The following is a 19,494-nucleotide window of genomic DNA, read 5'->3' as shown; positions in this document are numbered from 1 at the left end:
CACTGTTCGGCGGACGCAAAACCGGCACCGAGACGGTCTCCATACCCGCCCCGCACCAGACGCACACACATGGACACGCACGCAAGGAGGCCCGGAAACCGACGGTTTCCGGGCCTCCTTGACTATGCGGTTATGCGACAGGCATGAACCAGGAAGCTCCAAGCGGAGGCAAGGTGACAGTCAAAGCTGCGGGCTGCCCTTCCGCTCCGGGGGCTTCCGCCACAAGCTCACCGCTGTTGACGACGCCCGAGCCGCCGAAGACCTCGGCATCGGTGTTGAGCACTTCCTTCCAAGCACCGGCGGAGGGAACGCCCAGGACATAGCCTTCGTGCGGACCACCGGAGAAGTTCACGGCGCAGACGATCGGATTATCCTTGCGATCCCAACGGATGAACGTCAGGACGTTCCGGTCGGCATCCCCGCCGTTGATCCAGTGGAAACCGCCGGGTTCGTTGTCCCTTTCGTGCAGGGCCGGAGTCGATGTGTAGAGGGTGTTCAACTCACGGGTCAGCAGTTGCAGTCCGTGGTGCTGGGGGATGTCGGCGAGGAACCAGTCGAGGCCGTGCTGCTCGGACCACTCGGCTTCCTGGCCGAATTCCGTGCCCATGAAGATGAGCTGCTTGCCCGGGTGGGCCCACTGGTAAGCCATGAACGCCCGGAGATTCGCGAGCTGCTGCCACCGGTCGCCCGGCATCTTGCGCAGCATGGATCCCTTGCCGTGCACAACTTCGTCGTGGCTGATCGGCAGCAGGAAGTTCTCCGTGTAGGCGTACACCATGGAGAAGGTCAGTGTGCCATGGTGCCAACGCCGGTTGACCGGGTTTTCGGAAATGTACTTGAGGGAGTCGTGCATCCATCCCATGTTCCACTTGAGGCCGAAACCGAGGCCGCCGTGGTTGGTGGGTGCTGTGACACCGGGGAATGCCGTGGATTCTTCGGCGATGGTGACGGCGCCGGGGTGGGTTTTGTAGACGGTTGCGTTGACTTCCTGGAGGAAGGAGATGGCTTCGAGGTTTTCGCGGCCGCCGTGAACGTTGGGGAACCACTCCCCTTCCTCGCGGGAGTAGTCCCGGTAAAGCATCGAGGCGACGGCGTCCACGCGGAGGCCGTCCACGTGGAATTCCTCGAGCCAGTAGAGGGCGTTCGCCACGAGGAAGTTGCGTACCTCGGTGCGTCCGAAGTCGAAGATGAGCGTACCCCAGTCCGGGTGTTCACCGAGCCGTGGATCGGAGTGCTCATACAGGGCCTCCCCGTCGAAGCGGGCGAGGGCCCAGGCGTCCTTCGGGAAGTGGGCCGGGACCCAGTCAAGGATGACGCCGATACCCGCCTGGTGCAGGGAGTCCACAAGGAAGCGGAATTCGTCCGGGTGGCCGAACCGGGAGGTCGGAGCGTAGTAGGACGTCACCTGGTAGCCCCATGAACCGCCGAAGGGGTGTTCGGCCACGGGCATGAACTCGACGTGGGTGAATCCCAGCCACTTCACGTATTCCACGAGTTCCGTGGCCAGTTCCTTGTACCCCAGTCCCAAGCGCCAGGAGCCGAGGTGCACTTCGTAAACGCTCATAGGCGAGTTGTGCGGATCCTTGGTGGCCCGGGCCGCCATCCAGGCGTCGTCCTTGAAGCGGTAGGTGGAATCGACCACGCGCGACGCAGTCAGCGGCGGCACTTCGGTTCCGAAGGCGAGGGGGTCGGCTTTTTCCACCCAGTGCCCGGCCTTCGTGAGCAATTCGAATTTGTAGCATGCGCCTTCTTCAACACCGGGGATGAAGACTTCCCAAACGCCCGACGAACCGAGGGAGCGCAACGCGTGTTCGCGTCCGTCCCAGGTGTTGAAGTCGCCCTTGACGCGGACGGCCTGCGCGTTCGGTGCCCAGACGGAGAACGACACTCCGTCCACGTCGCCGAGCGGAGAACGGTAGTGCTGGATGTGGGCACCGAGTGCGTCCCAGAGCCGTTCGTGCCGGCCTTCGCCGATCAGGTGCAGGTCCAGTTCACCCACGGTGGGAAGGTAGTGGTAAGGATCGTTGACCGTGCGGGGGCCGGAATCGCCGTACACAACTTCGAGGCGGTAGTCGGGCACGTGTGCGGCCTGAATGGGTTCGAGGACAGCCACCCAGATGCCGTCGGATTCGTGGACCATCGGGGTGGTTCCCGCTTCGGTGACCACCGTTACGGACTTTGCCAAGTGCTTGACCGTGCGGATAGTGACATGCCCGTGGTCGTCAAGGTGCGCACCCAGTACCGAGTGCGGCGCGTGGTGCGCGCCGGCGGCCACCCGACCCAAGGTTGAGGCGTCCACAAAGAGCGGGACTCGGGGCCGTTCGGTGCGTGCTGAGCCTGTCATTTCCTTACCTTCCAATGTGGCGGCGGCAGGCGTGCCACCGCTCGTGTTGCCGAGGATCTGCCGCGTTGCGTCGACCGGAATGGACAACCAATCCGGCCTGTTGCGCAATTCGTAGATCACCTCGTACAAGGCCTTGTCCAGCCACAATGCCACAAAGAGCGGCGACTGGCGGTCAATGCTTCCGGGGGTAACGTCGCTATAGCCGGCAAGGAACGCTTCGGCGCAATCGTCCACCCACGTCTCAGGGACGGAAGATCCCGGGTTCTCGCGGACGGCCGCGCCGGCCGCATAGTCGAAGGACCGCAGCATCCCGACAACATCTCGCAGTGGAACGTCGGGAATATTACGGTGCTCAATGGGTCGGAGCGGTTCACCTTCGAAGTCCAGGATCGCCCACCGGCCGGGTTCTCCGGCAGCGCCGGGGACTTGGAGGATCTGGCCGAGGTGGAGGTCGCCGTGGATCCGTTGAAGGGTTCCGGCCTCCATCCCGTTCAGCTGGTCAAGGAGCGCGTCGAGCCGCGGTTCATAGGGCCCGACGGCGGTAGCGGCCTCGGCCCACGATTGGCGGACGCGCCGGGCTACTTCCGGTGCGATTCCTTGGCCCGGAACCGGTTCGCTGGCGGTGCCGAGGGTTTCTGCGAGGCGCATGTGGACGGTGGCCGTGGCTTGGCCTAGTTGCCGCGCTTCTGCCGTGAAGTCCGTGCCGCTTGCCGCGGCTTCGACGGCGAGGCGCCAGGCATCCCGGCCGCCGGCGAGGAACTCGTGGGCAACGGCCAGGTCAGCCGAAGCTGTCCCCACCCTGCCTGAATCCGTCCGGGCCTCCCACGTTCCCGTGACCCAACCAAGCGTGGACGGCACTTCGGTGGTGCGGCCGGACGTCAGGGCCGCACCCACTTCCACTTCAGGGTTCTTGCCGATGGACAGCACACGGAAGAGCTTCACGATGCTGGCGGAAGCGCCGTCGTCGACGATTACCGAAGTGTTGGACTGCTCACCGGAGGAGACCTTCACCGTCCCTGAAGCGGAAGGCAGCCGGAGGCTGCCGGGCACGGAATACCCGCCCGCGGCGCACTCGCCGTCGCCGGTTTCCGTGTACGCCTGTTCCCGGATGAGGTCCAGCAACGCCGCTATGAAAGCGGCATCGTGCGGTGCGTCGTACACCCACACCGGTGCGCCGCCGTCGTCGAGCTTTCCAAGGAGGGCCTTCGACAAGGAGTCGACGGGAGCAGACCGGTAGCTCAGCGGGACCTGGACGATGTCCGCCTGCCGCCCGCCGTCGCCCGTTTCGTAGGCGACGGACAGCAGCCGCACCTCGAGGCCGATCCCGGGCTCCGGCGAGCGAAGGCTGAACGAACCAAGGAATTCAAGGTCAAAGGATCCCGATTTCACCGGGAACCAACGCTGCCGGGGCAGCCATTCCTTGAGAAGAGTTGCCTGGGTTGCGGTAGTTGCCGAGAAATTCATGTCACCCCTCGATGGAAAGAACCGGCATTGCCTGGGTATAAGGTGCGGATCCGGTAGACCCCGCCGAACGCACGCGGAGCCAGAAGAAATCGTGGCTGCCTAGCGTGAGGGTCAGCGAACCGTCGGTCCCGACGCCGGGAAACGGCTGGCCGCCGAAAACGTCCCTGAGGCCGCGGCCGGCGTAGTCCGGAATGTCGAGCGTCGTCGCCACAGGGTGTTGGGAAAGGTTGAAGACGCACAGGATGGTTTCGGCGTCTTCGCCCTCGGGATTATCGTCCGGGAGTTCGCGCAAGTAGGCGAGCACCACTTCGTGATCCGCGGGGACGTGGCGGAAGTTGCCCAGGCCGAAAGCCGGATGGTTTTTCCGGACGCTGAGGATCTGCCGGGTCCAGCGCAGGAGCGAACCGGAGTGGGCCGCCTCCGCCTCGACGTTCGCCATGCTGTAGTTGTAGACGAGCGACTGGATCACCGGGAGGTACAGCTTTCCGGGATCGGCATTCGAGAATCCGGCATTGCGGTCCGGATTCCACTGCATCGGCGTGCGGACGGCGTCGCGGTCATCGAGCCAGATGTTGTCCCCCATGCCGATCTCATCCCCGTAATACAGGAAGGGACTTCCGGGCAGGGAAAGCAGCAGCGCGTTGATGAGCTCGATTTCCGAGCGGGAATTGTCCAGGAGCGACGCAAGCCTCCGCCGGATGCCGATGTTGGCGCGCATGCGGGGGTCCGGAGCGTACCAACCGAGCATGGCGGCGCGCTCGTCGGCCGTGACCATTTCCAAGGTCAGTTCATCGTGGTTGCGCAGGAAGGTTCCCCATTGGGCGCCCACCGGAATGTCCGGAGTTTCCCGCAGGGTTTCGATGATCGGGGCCGCTTTCTGGTCACGGAGCGCGTAGTACAAGCGCGGCATGATCGGAAAGTGGAATGCCATGTGGCATTCCGGGCCTTCCTCGGTGCCGAAGTAGTCGACGACGTCGTGCGGCGGCTGGTTTGCCTCGGCGATGATGATGCGGCCGGGGTAGTTCTCGTCCACCATTTTCCGGAGGTCGCGCAGGAAGGCGTGCGTTGCCGGGAGGTTCTCGCAATTCGTGCCTTCTTCTTCGAAGAGGTACGGGATTGCGTCCGCACGGAAGCCGTCGATCCCTTGGTCCAGCCAGAACCGGACTACTTCATGGACCGCTTCAATGACCTTGGGGTTTTCGAAGTTAAGGTCCGGCTGGTGGCTGAAGAACCGGTGCCAGAAGAACTGCCGCCGGATGGGATCGAAGGTCCAGTTGGACTCCTCCGTATCCACGAAGATGATGCGGGCGTCCTGGTATTTCTCGTCGGTGTCGCTCCAGACGTAGAAATCACCGAAGGGGCCGTCAGGGTTCTTGCGCGATTCCTGGAACCAGGGGTGCTGGTCCGAGGTGTGGTTCAGCGGGAGGTCGATGATGACCCTGACCCCCCGGGCGTGGGCTTCCGCTACGAGCCGCTTGAAATCGCTGATGGTGCCGAACTCGTCGAGGACCGAGGTGTAGTCCGAAATGTCGTAGCCGCCGTCGCGCAAGGGCGAATCGAAGAACGGTGGCAGCCACAGGCAGTCCACCCCCAACCACTGTAGATAGTCGAGCTTGTCTATCAATCCGTGGAAATCGCCGGAGCCATCACCGTTCGCATCCGCAAAAGCCCTCACCAGCACCTCGTAGAAAACGGCCTTCCGATACCAATGAGGATCATGGGAAAGGCCCGGAGCATTTAGCTCGAAGGTGTTCTTGGGCGTGAAGTACTGGTTTTGGGTCTGCGGATTAAAGCTCACCTAGGCTACCTCCGGATGCTCAGAATATGTGCCGGTTCTACATGGGCGTCAAGCCGGACGTAGTTGTACTCGCCCCATTCCCAGCTCTCCCCACTGATCAAATCATCCACCCAGAAACGCCCATTGGCCGTGAAGTCGGCGGGGTCCAACGAAAGGGCGGAAAGGTCCAGGGTCACGGAGCTCTCCCTGGCGCTGTGGGGATCGACGTTCACCACGACGATCACGGTGTCCTTGCTGCCATCGGGCAGCGTCTTGTGCTTGGAGAAGACGATCGTGGCGTCATCCGTGCACTGGTGCAAGGTCAGGTTTTGCAGGTCGCCCAAGGCCGGGTGCGCCTTGCGGATGGCGTTCAGGCGGGTGATGTACGGGGCAAGGCCGTGGCCCGAGCGTTCCGCGGCGTCCCAATCCCGGGCCTTGTACTCGTACTTTTCGTTGTCGATGTATTCCTCGGCCCCGGGCCGCGCAACGTGCTCGTACAATTCGAAGCCCGCATAGACGCCCCACAGGGGACTTGCCGTCGCGGCCAGCGCTGCCCGGATCCGGAATGCCGCCGGACCGCCGTACTGGAGGTATTCGGTGAGGATGTCCGGGGTGTTGACGAAGAAATTCGGCCTGAAGTAGGCGGGGGTGACGTGGCTGACTTCCTGGAAGTACGCTTCCAGCTCGGCCTTGGTGTTCCGCCACGTGAAGTAGGTGTACGACTGCTGGAACCCGGCACGGCCCAGCGCGTGCATCATGGCCGGACGGGTGAACGCCTCGGCGAGGAAGACGACTTCAGGGTATTTCTTGTTGACCTTGCCGATAAGCCATTCCCAGAACCAGACCGGCTTGGTGTGCGGGTTGTCGACGCGGAAGATCTTCACGCCGTGGCTGACCCACAGGAAGACGATCCGCAGGATCTCCTTGGACAGTCCGGCGGGATCGTTGTCGAAGTTCAGGGGGTAGATGTCCTGGTACTTCTTTGGCGGGTTTTCGGCATAGGCGATGCTGCCGTCCACGCGGGTGGTGAACCACTCCGGGTTGCTCTGGACCCAAGGGTGGTCCGGCGCCGCCTGGAGCGCGAGATCCAGAGCCACCTCAAGGCCGAGCTCGTTCGCGCGGGCCACGAAGGCGTCGAAATCCTCGAACGATCCCAGGTCCGGGTGGATGGCGTCATGACCGCCGTCCTTGGAACCGATGGCCCATGGCGAGCCCGGATCCTGCGGGCCCGGGGTCAAGGTGTTGTTGCGGCCCTTGCGGTGCTGGAAACCGATCGGGTGGATCGGGGGCATGTAGATAACGTCGAAGCCCATGTCCGCGACGGCGTCGAGGCGCCGGGCCGCCGTCGTGAAGTTTCCTGACGTCCACGTTCCCGCGACGGGATCGAAAACAGCGCCCTCGGAGCGCGGGAAGAACTCATACCAGGCACCGCGGCCGGCGAGGTCGCGTTCCACAAGGAGCGGGAATTGTTCGGAAGCGGAGACGAGTTCGCGGATCGGCTGGCGTTCGACGACGTCCATCACCTCGGGGCTGAACCCTGCGGCGAGGCGCTCCTCGGCGCTCCTCTCACGGTCGGCGAGGCCCTCGGAGCCGGCGCGCAAGATGCGCTTGTCCGCTGCGCTGCGACCGGCTTCCTCAGCGGCTTCGGCCAAGAGCGCGGTGCCTTCGGCGAGCATCAGTTCGACGTCGATGCCGGCTTCCACCTTGACCTCGGCGTTGTGGTGCCACGTGCCGTAACGGTCATGCCACGCTTCAATGACAAAGGACCAGGCCCCCGTGCCCGTCGGGGTGAGGAGCCCTTCCCAGCGATCGGTGCCTTTACCGCGTTCGCCAGGCGCAGGGGCGAGGCGGACCCTTTGGCGCTCCTTGCCCTTGGGATCGAGGAGGACTGCGCTTACGCCCAACTGGTCGTGGCCTTCGCGGAAGACCGTGGCGCCTACCACTATGTCTTCGCCGGGCAAGGCCTTGGCCGGGAACCTGCCTTCCTCGATCACAGGCTGCACGGCAGTAATGGGAAACCTGCCGAACCTGAGACCTTCGGTGATATCGGCCTTCTGCTTGGACTTGGATGCTGAGCTGGATCGCGGTGTCGCAGTAGTGGTCACACCCCCGACGTTAGCGAGAAAAATCACATTTTGCTAAGGGGCACTCCAGACTCTTCCGCGCAATGTGTCATTTACCTAAAAGAAACCGAAAGCTGTTCCTGCCGTCCATCGAGTGGATTAGTGTGGCGCTCGTGAAGGCAATTCGAAGGTTTACAGTCCGTACCCTGCTCCCCGAACCGATCCGTCCTTTGGCACGGCTCGCAACAAATCTGCGCTGGTCCTGGCACCGGCCCACCCGCGAACTCTTTGCGAGCCTCGACCGCGAATTGTGGGAGGAAAGCGGGCACGACCCCATCAGCCTTCTTGGTTCAATCAGCCGCGACCAACTGGAACAACTCGCCTCCAACAACGAACTTGTGGAGCGGATTCAGGGTGCTGCGGCGGATTTGGACCGGTATTTGTCCGAGCCGCGGTGGTATCAGGGGTTGGGCGGGGATGTTCCGTCGTGTATTGCGTATTTTTCTCCGGAGTTCGGGATCACGGAGGTGTTGCCGCAGTATTCGGGCGGGTTGGGGATCCTGGCCGGGGATCATTTGAAGGCTGCCTCGGATCTGGGTGTGCCGTTGATCGGTGTGGGGTTGTTGTACCAGGCGGGGTATTTCAAGCAGTCCTTGTCCAGGGATGCGTGGCAGCAGGAGACCTACCCGGTGCTGGACCCGGACGGGTTGCCGTTGACGCTGCTGCGTGAACCCTCCCGGGACGGTTCAGGCAAACCCGTGGTGGTCTCGCTGCCGTTGCCGCACGGACGGAAACTGAACGCGCATATCTGGCGTGCCGACGTCGGGCGGGTGCCGTTGCTGCTGCTGGATTCGAACGTTCCGGGCAACGATGACGCGGCCCGCGGGATCACCGACCGTTTGTATGGCGGGGGCGGGGACCACCGGCTGCAGCAGGAACTGCTGCTGGGCATGGGCGGGGTGAAGGCCCTGCGGGTGTTCCAGCGCCTGACCGGGTCCCCGGCGCCGGAGGTGTTCCACACCAACGAGGGCCATGCCGGGTTCCTGGGGATCGAGCGGATCCAGGAACTGATGTCCGCGGAAAACCCGTTGTCCTGGTCCGAGGCGTTGGCCGCGGGCAGGGCCTCGACGGTGTTCACCACGCACACCCCGGTCCCGGCCGGGATCGACCGGTTCGAGGCCGTGCAGATCCGGCACTTCTTCGACGCCGGCCTGGCCCCGGACGTGCCGGTGGAAAACGTGCTGGAACTGGGCCAGGAAAACTACCAGGGCGGCAACCCGGCGGTGTTCAACATGGCCGTGATGGGCCTGCGCCTGGCCCAGCGCGCCAACGGCGTGGCCAAGCTCCACGGCGTGGTCTCGCGTGAAATGTTCTCCGGGCTCTGGCCCGGATTCGACCACTCCGAAGTGCCCATCACCTCCGTGACCAACGGCGTGCACGTGCCGACGTGGATCGATCCGAAGATGACCGAACTGGCGGTAAGGCACTTCGGCGGCACCGATGTGGACGCGACCGGCTGGGAGAAGATCTACGACGTCGACGACGACGAACTGTGGCGATTGCGGCGCACCCTGCGCAGCGCCCTGGTCGAGGACGTGCGCCGCCGTTTGCGGGCCTCGTGGAAGAAACGCGGCGCGGCCGATGCCGAACTGCGCTGGACCGACCACGTCCTGGACCCGGACGTGCTCACCATCGGCTTCGCCCGCCGCGTGCCCACCTACAAACGCCTCACCCTCATGCTCCGGGACCCCGCCCGCCTCAAAGGCCTGCTCCTGGACCCCGAACACCCCATCCAGCTCGTCATCGCCGGCAAATCCCACCCGGCCGATGACGCGGGCAAGAAAATGATCCAGGACCTCGTCAAATTCACCGACGACCCCGAAGTCCGCCACCGCATCGTGTTCCTGCCCAACTACGACATCGCCATGGCCCGCACCCTCTTCCCCGGCTGCGACGTCTGGCTCAACAACCCCCTGCGCCCCCTGGAAGCCTGCGGCACCTCCGGCATGAAAGCCGCCATCAACGGCTCCCTGAACCTCTCCGTGCTCGATGGCTGGTGGGACGAAATGTACGACGGCGAAAACGGCTGGGCCATCCCCACCGCCAACAACGACGCCTCACCCACCGAACGCGACGACATCGAAGCAGCCGCCCTCTACGAACTCCTCGAAACCCAAGTCGCCCCCCGCTTCTACGGCACCACCGTCTCCGACGCCGCCGGCGCCGCAGGACCATCCCAACCCGCCACCGGCACCACACCCACCCACTGGGTCGCCATGATCAAACACACCCTCGCCCACCTCGGCCCCGCCGTCTCCGCCGAACGCATGCTCCAGGACTACGTCAACACCCTCTACCGCCCCGCAGCGGACTCGGGACGCCGTGCCGTAGCCGAATCCTTCAAGGAAGCCAAGGAACTTGCGGCCTGGATCACCAAGATCCGGGGTGCGTGGGAGCAACTGATCGTGGAACACGTTGACTCTGTGGGTGTGTCCGAGGAACCACTGATCGGCGACACCCTCCACGTCAACGCCTACATCGCCCTTCACACCCTGACGCCGGACGACGTCAGCGTCGAGGTAGTCTATGGCCGGGCGGAAGACAACGACGAGCTGGAAGATGTCACCCGCGCGGAGCTGAGCTCATTCGAGGACCTCGGCAACGGCAGGCACCTGTTCACCGGATCCATCCTCATCAACCGCTCCGGCTCCTTCGGCTACACCGTCCGCGTCCTCCCCAAACACCCGGCACTGGCCTCCAAAGCCGAACTCGGACTCATCGTCAACGCCTAAACAAGGCTGACGCATGGCAACCCGGCCGCCGGGTGGGCTTCCGGCCCACCCGGCGGCCGTTCATGTTACTGCTGGAAAACAGCGATCACAGCGAGGTCCCGGCCAGCGTAGCTCTCGGCATCCTGGAGGATTTCGCACACAACTCCGAAGGAACGGTCTGTCCGATACGCGGCGGGAACCTGCCAGATCAGGGTGACGGGCGGCTGGTCATCCTCTGACACGGTGTCCGCGAAATCATGCAGCGAATCGTTGAGGGCGTCCAAGTTCACGCCGTAGTACTCGGGGAAATCGAGGACTTGCCCGAAAACCTCCAGGACTGCCTGCTTGGTGGCCGCAGGTGGGACCAGGACGGTGCGGCGGCCGGCGTCGGACACCTGGTCCTGCAGTTCTTCCAAGGTCCATGTGTCAGCGGAATAGATTTTCATGTATGCCCTACTTGCCCTCGACGCTGCCCATTCCGCAGGTTCCTACGTGCGGTAGATGTTGATCGTGTTGCCTTGGACGATTTCCCGTTCGCCGGCTGCAACCAACGCACCTTGCCTGCGGTCGTTGAGCTCGGACGTCGTGAGCCGAAGTTCGAACATGCGGTGTCCCGCTCCGGATTCCGCGATCAACTTCGGCAGCACGATTTTCTTGTCGTCCTTGTGCCCGTTGATCACGAGCAAGCCGCGGAACGCACCACCTTCCGAACTCAACAAGAGCTGCAGGATCCGCACCGAAGGATCGTTCCACTTGGCCGCCGTCATGGGTTGGCCTTTTTCGTCGAACCAGTCCAAGTCCGTCCGGCTGTCCGGGAATCCGGGGTCCTGGGCTTGCAGGAATTCCTTGCGGAGCCGGATCACGCGTTTGGTGCTCCGCAGCATGTCATGGGACTCGGGTGTCTGGGTCCAGTCGATCCAGGTGAGCTGGTTGTCCTGGCAATAGGCGTTGTTGTTCCCCTGCTGCGTGCGGCCGAGTTCGTCGCCGGCGGTGATCATGGGCACGCCGATGGAGATCATCAGGGTGGTCATGAGGTTCCGCTTCGACAAGGCCCGGGCCGCGAGGATGGTCTCGTTCTCGGTCCGGCCCTCGAAACCATGGTTGTAGCTGCGGTTGTCGCTATGGCCGTCGCGGTTTTGTTCGCCGTTGGCTTCATTGTGCTTGCGGTCGTAGGAAACGAGGTCGGCGAGCGTGAAGCCGTCGTGGGCCGTGATGAAGTTCAGGGAGGCCAGCCGCGAACGTCCCGACGGCTCGAAGACCCGCGCCGAACCGGTCAAGGCATCGGCGAGGGCGCCCACGCCACCGGACAGCCCCGGTTCCACGCCGCTCCGGTCCGAGAGCCAAAAGCGCCGGACGCCGTCGCGGAAGTGGTCGTTCCAATCGGCCCAGCCTTTGGGGAAGCGGCCTGTCTGCCAACCGCCGTACCCTACGTCCCAAGGTTCGGAAATGAGCTTGGACTTGGACAGGACAGGGTCTTCCGCGATCCTCTTCAAGAAGGGGTGTCCAAGGTCGAATTCGTTGCCCGCGTTGCGGCACAGGGTCACGGCGAGATCGAAGCGGAAGCCGTCGATGTGGAACTCATCCACCCAGTAGCGCAGTGAGTCGATGGCGAGGTCCACAACCCTTGGCTCGGCGAAGTTCAGCGTGTTGCCGCAACCCGTAGTGTCCAAGTACCGGCCGTGGGCATCGTGGCGGTAGTACTGCTGCTCCCCCAGGCCCCGGAAGCTGAAGGTGTCACCGTCCGGACCGCCCTCGGCCGTGTGGTTGTAGACGACGTCCAGGATCACCTCGATCCCGGCGGCATGGAGGAGCTTCACCATGCCTTTGAACTCGTCCTGGACGGCGTGCGGGCCCGCTTGTTGGGCGGCCTGCGTGGCGTAATCGGCATGCGGAGCGAAAAACGCCGCGGTGTTGTATCCCCAGTAATTGGTCAAGCCGAGGTACTGCAAATGCTGCTCGTCCATGTGGAAATGGACGGGAAGAAGTTGTACGGCCGTCACGCCCAAGGAATGGAAGTGCTCGATCATGGCGGGGTGGGCCATGCCGGCGTAGGTCCCACGAAGGTGCTCCGGAATATCCGGGTGGAGCATGCTCTGGCCACGGACGTGCGCTTCGTAGACGATGGTTTCCCGCCACGGCGTGCGGGGCTGCCGGTCATCGCCCCAGTCAAACGCCGATTCCATGCGCACCGAGCTCAGGTGTTCTCCGCGTTGATGCACCGCGCGCCCGTACGGATCGAGCAGGAGCTGCCCGACGTCGTCGGAATCGAAATCCGGCGCGGGGACCGAGAGAGGCAACGCCTCCCCCTGGGCCGTTCCGCGGAAACCGTAACGCGTGCCCGGCGGCAGGCCCTCGACGAGCCCGTGGTGGACGCCGTCGTCGCATTTCGGCAGCGTCTGGACCTTCCAGGATTCGCCCGGAGCTTTGTACGCGATTTCCACCGTGCTAAGGCCCGGCGCCCAGACGGCCACGTTGACCCGGTCCGGGGAAGAAGCTTCAGCGTCCGGTGACGCGGGCTGCGGGAGACTCAGCCCCAGCGGCGAGGGCCGCGAGGCGCCAGTAGTGGATGCTGTGTCGAAGATCGGCATAACCATTGATTGAAAGCTTAGCCGCCGTGGCTGAAACTCCGTTGCCGCCTCCCGATTGTTTCGGCAATTGGACTCCCCCGGCCCGCTGAGCGGGTTCGTATCCGATTGGCGATCGTTGCATACTTTGCCTATAAGCCAACGTGGAGGTAGACGTGCGAATCGCCCTTGCTCAAATCATCAGCGGCCGCGACCTGGCAGGGAACCTGGGCATGGTAGAAGACTACGCCCGCCGGGCCAAGGAGGGCGGCGCCGAACTGGTGGTCTTCCCGGAGGCAACCATGCGTGCGTTCGGGAATTCGCTCATCGATATCGCCGAACCGCTCGACGGACCCTGGGCAAGCCGCATCCGTGCGATCGCCAAGGACCTGGAGATAGTTATTGTGGCCGGGATGTTCACGCCCGGCACGGCCTCGGCTTCCGGGAGCAAAGTGCGGAACACCCTCATCGCGACGGGGCCTGGGGTCGAGGCCAGCTACGACAAGATCCATTTGTTCGACGCCTTCGGCTTTGCCGAATCGGACACGGTGGACGCCGGCACGGATCCGGTGACGTTCGACGTCGGCGGCCTCACCTTCGGCTTGTCCACCTGCTACGACATCCGGTTCCCGGCCCTCTTCACGGCCTACGCCGCCCGCGGCGCCGAAGTGAACATCGTCTCGGCCTCGTGGGGAGCCGGGCCCGGCAAAGCCGAGCAGTGGAAGCTCCTGGCGCGCGCCCGCGCACTCGACGCCACCACGTTCGTCCTGGCGTGCGGGCAGGGCGATCCCGCGAGCCAAGGCATCGAAGCCAAAGGTGCCGCGCCCACCGGAGTGGGACACTCCGCCGTCGTGTCCCCCTTGGGGGACGTCCTGGAAGAGCTCGACGCCGCCCCCGGCCTTTTGTTCGCGGAGTTGGATCCCGCCGTCGTACAGGCCGCGAGGCAGAAGCTTCCCGTACTGGCCAACCGCCGCGACTTCTAAAGCGAACAGCGACGCCCGCTCACGTCAAGTGAGCGGGCGCTGTTGGTTTTGGCGCCATTCCTGAGCGAGCATCGGAAGAAAACGCGGCAAAGGTGAGCGAGCGTTTGGCGGCTGGGCCGCCACCCAATCGGTTACTTCGTGGCGCGCTGCCTTGAGACTTCGTACAGCGAGATACCGACGGCCATGGAGGCGTTGAGCGATTCCATGGCGGAATCGATCGGAATGGAAATGATCTGGTCGCAGTTTTCGCGGACCAGGCGGCTGAGGCCCTTGCCTTCGGAGCCCACCACGATGCACACGGGTTCGGTGGCCAGGGAAAGGTCCGGCAGCGAGACGTCGCCGTCACCGTCCAGGCCAAGGACGAAGATCCCCATGTCCTTGAACTGCTTGAGAGCATTGTTCAGGTTGGAAGCACGTGCCACCGGCACGCGAACTGCCGCGCCCGCGCTGGTCTTCCATGCCGAGGCCGTTACGCCGACCGAGCGTCGCTCCGGAACGATGACGCCGTGGCCGGAGAAGGCGGAAACCGAGCGGATGATGGCACCAAGGTTCCGGGGATCGGTGATGCCGTCGAGGGCGACGAAAAGAGGCGCGTTCGCGATGTGCCCCTTCTTCCACTTGGCCACCGTTTCCTCGGCGAGCTCGTACGCGTCCTCGTATTCGTACGGGGGGATCTGGAGCACGAGGCCCTGGTGCACGGCGTCGTCGGTCATGCGGTCGAGCTCGGGCTTGCCGGTTTCCAGCAGCGGAATGCCGCGATCAGCCGCAAGCTTGAGGGACTCCTTCACGCGGTCGTCCATCTCGATCCGGATTGCTACGTGCAGGGCCTTCGCGGGGATTCCTGCGCGAAGGGCCTCGACGACGGAGTTGCGTCCCGTGACGACTTCCTCAGTGGCACGGCCCTTCGGGCCGGAGCGGGCGCCGGCTGCCGCCCGGGTGCTTGTGCCTGCCGGGCGCTTGGCCGCGGAGCGCTCGGCGAGCTGCTTGTTCTTGAAAGCCTTGTGGTAGACGCGGTCCTCGGCTTTGGGGGTTGGCCCCTTGCCTTCGAGGGCCTTGCGACCGTGGCCACCAGTTCCAGTGGTGGGGCCCTTCTTCTTTTTGACAGCCCGACGACCGTTGTTGGCCATGATTCCACCCTTGATTGTGTTGATTAAGTCTGCAATCAAGTCTACTGAATCAACGAAAAGCGGAATGACAGCGCGTGGGAGCCCGCCGTGTCAGTCTCTTTTCAGGCTCCAACTGGCACCATCGGCACCATCTTCGACCACGATTCCAGCCGCCGCGAGCACGTCCCGGATCGCGTCGGACGCCGCCCAGTCCTTGTTGGCACGCGCTTTGGCACGGGCCTCCAATTGGGCCTCCACCAGTACTTCAAGCGCTTGGGCCGTCCCGGAATTCTCCTGGACTTCGCCGCGGACATCGTTGAGTCCCAACACCGTGGTCATGGCCATCACGGATTGGAGCGCTTGTTGGGCGCCAGCATCATCACCGTTGGCCAAGGCCGTGTTTCCGGCACGCACCGTGTCATGCAGGACACCAAGCGCCTGCGGGACATTGAGGTCATCGTCCATCGCGGCAGCGAACCCGTCCGGCACGGGATTCGACTCCGGGTGAACCGCGGATTCACCGCCGAACTTCTTCGAAGCCTTCGCGATGAATCCATAAACGCGTTCGACGGCGGCCGCGGCCTCCTGTAGCGACGTTGGCCGGTAATCCAGGATCGAACGGTACTGCGCTTGGCCAAGGTAATAGCGGACCACGCGGGGGCTCGCGAGCTCGAGCATTTCGGAAGGGCTGACCGTGTTTCCGACCGACTTGGACATTTTCTCGCCCTCGTAGGTGACCATGCCGTTGTGCATCCAGAAGTTGGCGAAGCCATCTCCGGCGGCCTGGGACTGCGCCATCTCGTTCTCATGGTGCGGGAAACGCAAGTCCAGTCCCCCGCCGTGGATGTCGAACTGCGGGCCCAGGTACTTCGTGGCCATCGCCGAGCACTCAAGATGCCAGCCCGGCCGGCCGGCGCCCCACGGCGAAACCCAGCTCGCCGTCGTCGGCTCCCCGTCCTTGAAGCCCTTCCACAGCGCGAAGTCGCGCGGGTCGCGCTTCCCGCGGGGGTCGGCGTCTTCCGCGCCCTGCATGTCGTCGATGTTCTGGCGCGTCAATGACCCGTATTTGCTCCACGAGCGGACGTCGAAGTAGACGTCTCCGGAGTCGTCCAGGGCCGGGTACGCGTGCCCGCGGTCGATCAGGCGCTGGATCAAGGCGTGCATCTCGGGGATATGGCCCGTTGCGCGGGGTTCGTAGCTGGGGCGGCCCACGCCGAGGGTGTCGTAGGCAAGTTCGAATTCCTGCTCATAGCGGTAGGCCAAGGCCCACCACTCCTCTTCGGCCTTGGCGCTGGCCTCCTCCGCCCAGTCCGGCCCGAAAGACAGGGCGGACTTGGCCAGGATCTTGTCGTCGATGTCCGTGACATTGCGGACCACCGTGACGCGAAGGCCGCGGTATTCAAGCCAGCGGGTGAGTTGGTCGAACGCGATCGCGGAACGGACGTGTCCCACGTGCGGCATTCCCTGAACCGTGGCACCGCAGTAGTACACGCTTGCCTTGCCGGCCTCAAGGGGAACGAAGTCACGGACTTCGGCGGATGCGGTGTCGTAAAAGCGGAGGGTCACCGCTCCAGATTAGCCGATGCGCAACCGCTGCCCGCGGTGTGAACAGGCGTCGGTCCGGGCGCCAGGCGCCGCGTGTCAGGAGCGGGCGTCGTTGGACGCCTGTGGCGCGGGATAGACAGCCGGATAGACAAGGGCAGTGGCGACGGCGGAAATACCTTCGCCGCGGCCCGTGAAGCCCAGTCCGTCGCTCGTGGTGGCCGTGACGCTGACTGGAGCACCGGCCGCTTCGCTGAGTACCCGCTGGGACTCTTCCCGGCGCGGAGCGAACTTTGGCCTGTTGGACACGAACTGCACTGCGACGTTGCCTATTTCGAATCCGGCCGCACGAACGATCCTGGCCGCTTCGCCGAGCAATCGCACTCCGGAGGCCCCGGCAAACTCCGGCCGGTTGGTCCCGAAATGCGTTCCCAGGTCCCCGATGCCGCACGCGGAAAAAAGGGCGTCAGCCGCAGCGTGGGCGACGCAATCGCCGTCGGAATGGCCGGAAAGCCCGCGCTCTCCCTCCCATAGCAGCCCACCAAGCCACAGCGGTTGCGGATCGTCTTCGGGCGCGAAGGCGTGGACGTCGACGCCGATTCCGGTACGCGGCAGGACCATGCCGCTGGCCACTGCGTCCATCAGCCTTCCACCCAGCGGAGTCCGAGCGGACCTTCCAGGAGGCTTTCGGCAATGATGAGGTCCAGCGGCGTGGTGATTTTCAGCGACTGGCTGGCTCCGCGCACGGCGTGGACGGGAATTCCGAGGAGCTCGACGAGCATTGCGTCGTCCGTGATGGCTGCTGCCTGGGAGTCGTCGAATTGCTCGGCGGCAGCGTGGGCGCGGGCTAATGTACCGAAGTCGAAGCCTTGCGGGGTCTGGACTGCCCGAAGCTGTTCACGCGGAGCGGTCCCCGTTACGATCTCGGGCGCGATTCCGGCATCGTCCCCGACCGTGTCCATGACAGTCTTCACGGTATCCACCACCGGCATCGCAGGAATGACCGCTTTGGCGCCTGAAGACAGCGCGGCGGCGACACGCTGGAACACCCGGTCCGGCGTGAGTGCGCGGGCGGCGTCGTGGACCAGCACCGAACGGGTCCCGTCGAGCACCTTGCCGAGCGCCGCGCGGACCGAATCGGCGCGAGTGGACCCGCCGTCGACCACCGAGATCAGCGGTCCGTCCTCTCCCGCTTCTTGCCGGAATTCTTCGCAGAGGGCGCGCAACTCCTGGTCTCCCGCGGGAACCGCTACGCAAATCTGGCGGGCAATGTCCGCAGAGGCAACGCCGCGCAAGGCATGCGTCAGGATGGCTTCGCCGCCCAGCGGCACTTTCGCTTTGGGCATGCCGTAGCCAAGCCGCTCACCTGAACCTGCCGCCACAACGACGACGGCTGTGGACTCCCGCTCGGATGGTGTAGTCATGCGGTCAAGCCTACGTGCAAAAGAAAACCCCGGCAGCGGACGCTGCCGGGGTTCAAATCTTTGAATCTCTTAGGAAGCCAGAACTTCGTCGAGAACGCTTGCTGCCTTCTCTTCGTCGGTCTTCTCGGCCAACGCCAGTTCTGAAATCAGAATCTGCCGCGCCTTGGCCAGCATCCGCTTTTCACCTGCGGAAAGGCCGCGATCGTGATCCCTGCGCCAAAGATCGCGGACAACCTCTGCGACCTTGATGACATCGCCGGAAGCAAGCTTTTCCAAGTTTGCCTTGTAACGGCGGGACCAGTTGGTGGGCTCTTCAGTGAACTCGGCACGGAGGACGTCAAATACGTGCTCCAAACCTTCCTTGCCCACTACGTCGCGAACGCCAACAAGATCTACGTTTTCTGCTGGAACTTCAATGGTCAGATCACCCTGAGCCACCTTGAGCTTGAGATACATTTTCTCTTCGCCCTTAATAGTGCGCATCTTGATTTCTTCAATTTTTGCTGCACCGTGGTGAGGGTAAACTACTGTCTCGCCGACCTCAAAAACCATGTGGACTTTCCCCTTTCCCGCAGACTAGTCTATCACGCTTAAGGCATACGATTGGCACGGGGAGGGGCCTGGAACCCAGTAAATACGCGGAAAACGGCCCTTTCAGCCCTCCAACACCCCCTTGACGGGAGGGCATAAAGATGCATTGGACGCAGCGTTCCGGCCGAGCATACGCCTCGTCGATGCCCGCCACAATGGTGTTCCGAATCCTTGTTTCAGCTGGTTTGCCGATAGGCTATGGCTGAAAAGTGTTCCAAAGACTCTTAGAGGAGTACGCGTCGTGCGCATTACCGCGATGAACCGTGTCCAGCGCGTCAGGCTGGCAATGGCGGCGACCGCCGTCGGCATCGGTCTCATGTCCGTGACCGGCTGTGGCTACATCAACCCCCAACAGACCGACCAGCAGTACTCGCCGTCCGACGGGGTCAGGGCCGACCTCGGTTCGCTGCAGCTGCGCAACATCCTGATCGTCTCCACTGGCGCTGCCAAGCCGGGACGCGTCATCGGGGCTGTCTTCAACCAGTCCGCGAACGACGCCACGCTGACCATCAGCGGATCTGACGGCGCGCAGACGAGCATCCCGGTCAAGGGCAACTCCGAAACGTACCTGAACCAAAGCACGGACCCCGCGATCCTCAGCACCAGCGGCGGAGCTCCCGGCTCCCTGGTTTCGGTGACCATCAAGTCCGGCACCGACTCCAGCACCCTGCAGGTCCCGGTCCTGGACGGCTCCCTGAAGGAATACCAGGGCTACCTTCCCACGCCGTCCGCCACCCCGAGCCCTTCGGTCAGCGGTTCGGCATCCCCGAGCGGCAGCGCGAGCCCGGGCGTCAGCATCAGCCCAAGCACTGGTGCCACCGCTTCTCCGACCGCCACGGGCCACTAGGCGATACACGCGAAAAAG

Annotated in this window: 13 protein-coding genes; 3 read left to right on the top strand and 10 right to left on the bottom strand. The window is 63.9% G+C overall.

Annotated features, from left to right (window positions below; genetic code table 11):
• Window positions 1-130: 130 nt before the first annotated feature.
• The 3 genes from glgB to ABCW42_RS03040 are packed head-to-tail and all read right to left on the bottom strand — an operon-like array spanning window position 131 to window position 7,690.
• Complete coding sequence (gene glgB / locus ABCW42_RS03050) at window positions 131-3,808, bottom strand: 1,4-alpha-glucan branching protein GlgB (protein WP_423183464.1); 3,678 nt, start codon at window positions 3,806-3,808, stop codon at window positions 131-133.
• Between the two features lies 1 nt (window position 3,809).
• On the bottom strand, window positions 3,810-5,606 hold the full coding sequence (gene treS / locus ABCW42_RS03045) for a maltose alpha-D-glucosyltransferase (RefSeq protein WP_423183463.1): 1,797 nt from the start codon (window positions 5,604-5,606) through the stop codon (window positions 3,810-3,812).
• A gap of 5 nt (window positions 5,607-5,611) precedes the next feature.
• Window positions 5,612-7,690, bottom strand: a complete 2,079-nt coding sequence (locus ABCW42_RS03040; RefSeq protein ID WP_423183462.1) for an alpha-1,4-glucan--maltose-1-phosphate maltosyltransferase — start codon at window positions 7,688-7,690, stop codon at window positions 5,612-5,614.
• Between the two features lie 131 nt (window positions 7,691-7,821).
• On the opposite strand from ABCW42_RS03040, the gene glgP reads away from it, so the two are divergent.
• Window positions 7,822-10,440 carry an alpha-glucan family phosphorylase gene (glgP, locus tag ABCW42_RS03035; RefSeq protein WP_423183461.1) on the top strand — a complete coding sequence of 873 codons (2,619 nt, stop codon included), beginning with the start codon at window positions 7,822-7,824 and terminating at the stop codon, window positions 10,438-10,440.
• A 65-nt stretch (window positions 10,441-10,505) separates the two neighbouring features.
• On the opposite strand, the gene ABCW42_RS03030 is transcribed toward glgP, so the two are convergent.
• Window positions 10,506-10,865 (bottom strand): barstar family protein, encoded by a 360-nt coding sequence (locus ABCW42_RS03030; RefSeq protein ID WP_423183460.1) that lies wholly within the window; start codon window positions 10,863-10,865, stop codon window positions 10,506-10,508.
• A 42-nt stretch (window positions 10,866-10,907) separates the two neighbouring features.
• The gene (glgX, locus tag ABCW42_RS03025; RefSeq protein ID WP_423183459.1) at window positions 10,908-13,013 is read right to left on the bottom strand and encodes a glycogen debranching protein GlgX; all 2,106 of its coding nucleotides are present in this window, start codon (window positions 13,011-13,013) and stop codon (window positions 10,908-10,910) included.
• Window positions 13,014-13,159: 146 nt separating this feature from the next.
• Here glgX and ABCW42_RS03020 point away from each other — a divergent pair, with 146 nt between their 5' ends.
• Window positions 13,160-13,966 (top strand): carbon-nitrogen hydrolase family protein, encoded by an 807-nt coding sequence (locus tag ABCW42_RS03020; RefSeq protein WP_423183458.1) that lies wholly within the window; start codon window positions 13,160-13,162, stop codon window positions 13,964-13,966.
• A gap of 131 nt (window positions 13,967-14,097) precedes the next feature.
• On the opposite strand, the gene rlmB is transcribed toward ABCW42_RS03020, so the two are convergent.
• The 5 genes from rlmB to ABCW42_RS02995 all read right to left on the bottom strand — a co-directional run bounded on the left by rlmB (window position 14,098) and on the right by ABCW42_RS02995 (window position 18,590).
• A complete protein-coding gene (rlmB, locus tag ABCW42_RS03015; protein WP_423183457.1) occupies window positions 14,098-15,093 on the bottom strand; it encodes a 23S rRNA (guanosine(2251)-2'-O)-methyltransferase RlmB in 996 nt (331 codons plus the stop codon).
• Between the two features lie 90 nt (window positions 15,094-15,183).
• Window positions 15,184-16,638, bottom strand: a complete 1,455-nt coding sequence (gene cysS, locus ABCW42_RS03010) for a cysteine--tRNA ligase (RefSeq protein ID WP_423183456.1) — start codon at window positions 16,636-16,638, stop codon at window positions 15,184-15,186.
• 75 nt (window positions 16,639-16,713) lie between these two features.
• Window positions 16,714-17,235: a 2-C-methyl-D-erythritol 2,4-cyclodiphosphate synthase gene (ispF, locus tag ABCW42_RS03005; protein ID WP_423184793.1), complete on the bottom strand. Its 522-nt coding sequence runs from the start codon at window positions 17,233-17,235 to the stop codon at window positions 16,714-16,716.
• Between the two features lie 20 nt (window positions 17,236-17,255).
• Window positions 17,256-18,038: a 2-C-methyl-D-erythritol 4-phosphate cytidylyltransferase gene (gene ispD, locus ABCW42_RS03000; protein ID WP_423183455.1), complete on the bottom strand. Its 783-nt coding sequence runs from the start codon at window positions 18,036-18,038 to the stop codon at window positions 17,256-17,258.
• 69 nt (window positions 18,039-18,107) lie between these two features.
• Window positions 18,108-18,590: a CarD family transcriptional regulator gene (locus ABCW42_RS02995; protein WP_011690592.1), complete on the bottom strand. Its 483-nt coding sequence runs from the start codon at window positions 18,588-18,590 to the stop codon at window positions 18,108-18,110.
• Between the two features lie 295 nt (window positions 18,591-18,885).
• On the opposite strand from ABCW42_RS02995, the gene ABCW42_RS02990 reads away from it, so the two are divergent.
• Window positions 18,886-19,476 (top strand): hypothetical protein, encoded by a 591-nt coding sequence (locus ABCW42_RS02990; protein WP_423184792.1) that lies wholly within the window; start codon window positions 18,886-18,888, stop codon window positions 19,474-19,476.
• Window positions 19,477-19,494: the final 18 nt, after the last annotated feature.

This window comes from Arthrobacter sp. NyZ413 (genome assembly GCF_049390645.1).
GTDB lineage: Bacteria > Actinomycetota > Actinomycetes > Actinomycetales > Micrococcaceae > Arthrobacter.
Note: the sequence above shows the minus strand (reverse complement) of the source record. Positions and strands in the feature narration are given on the sequence as shown.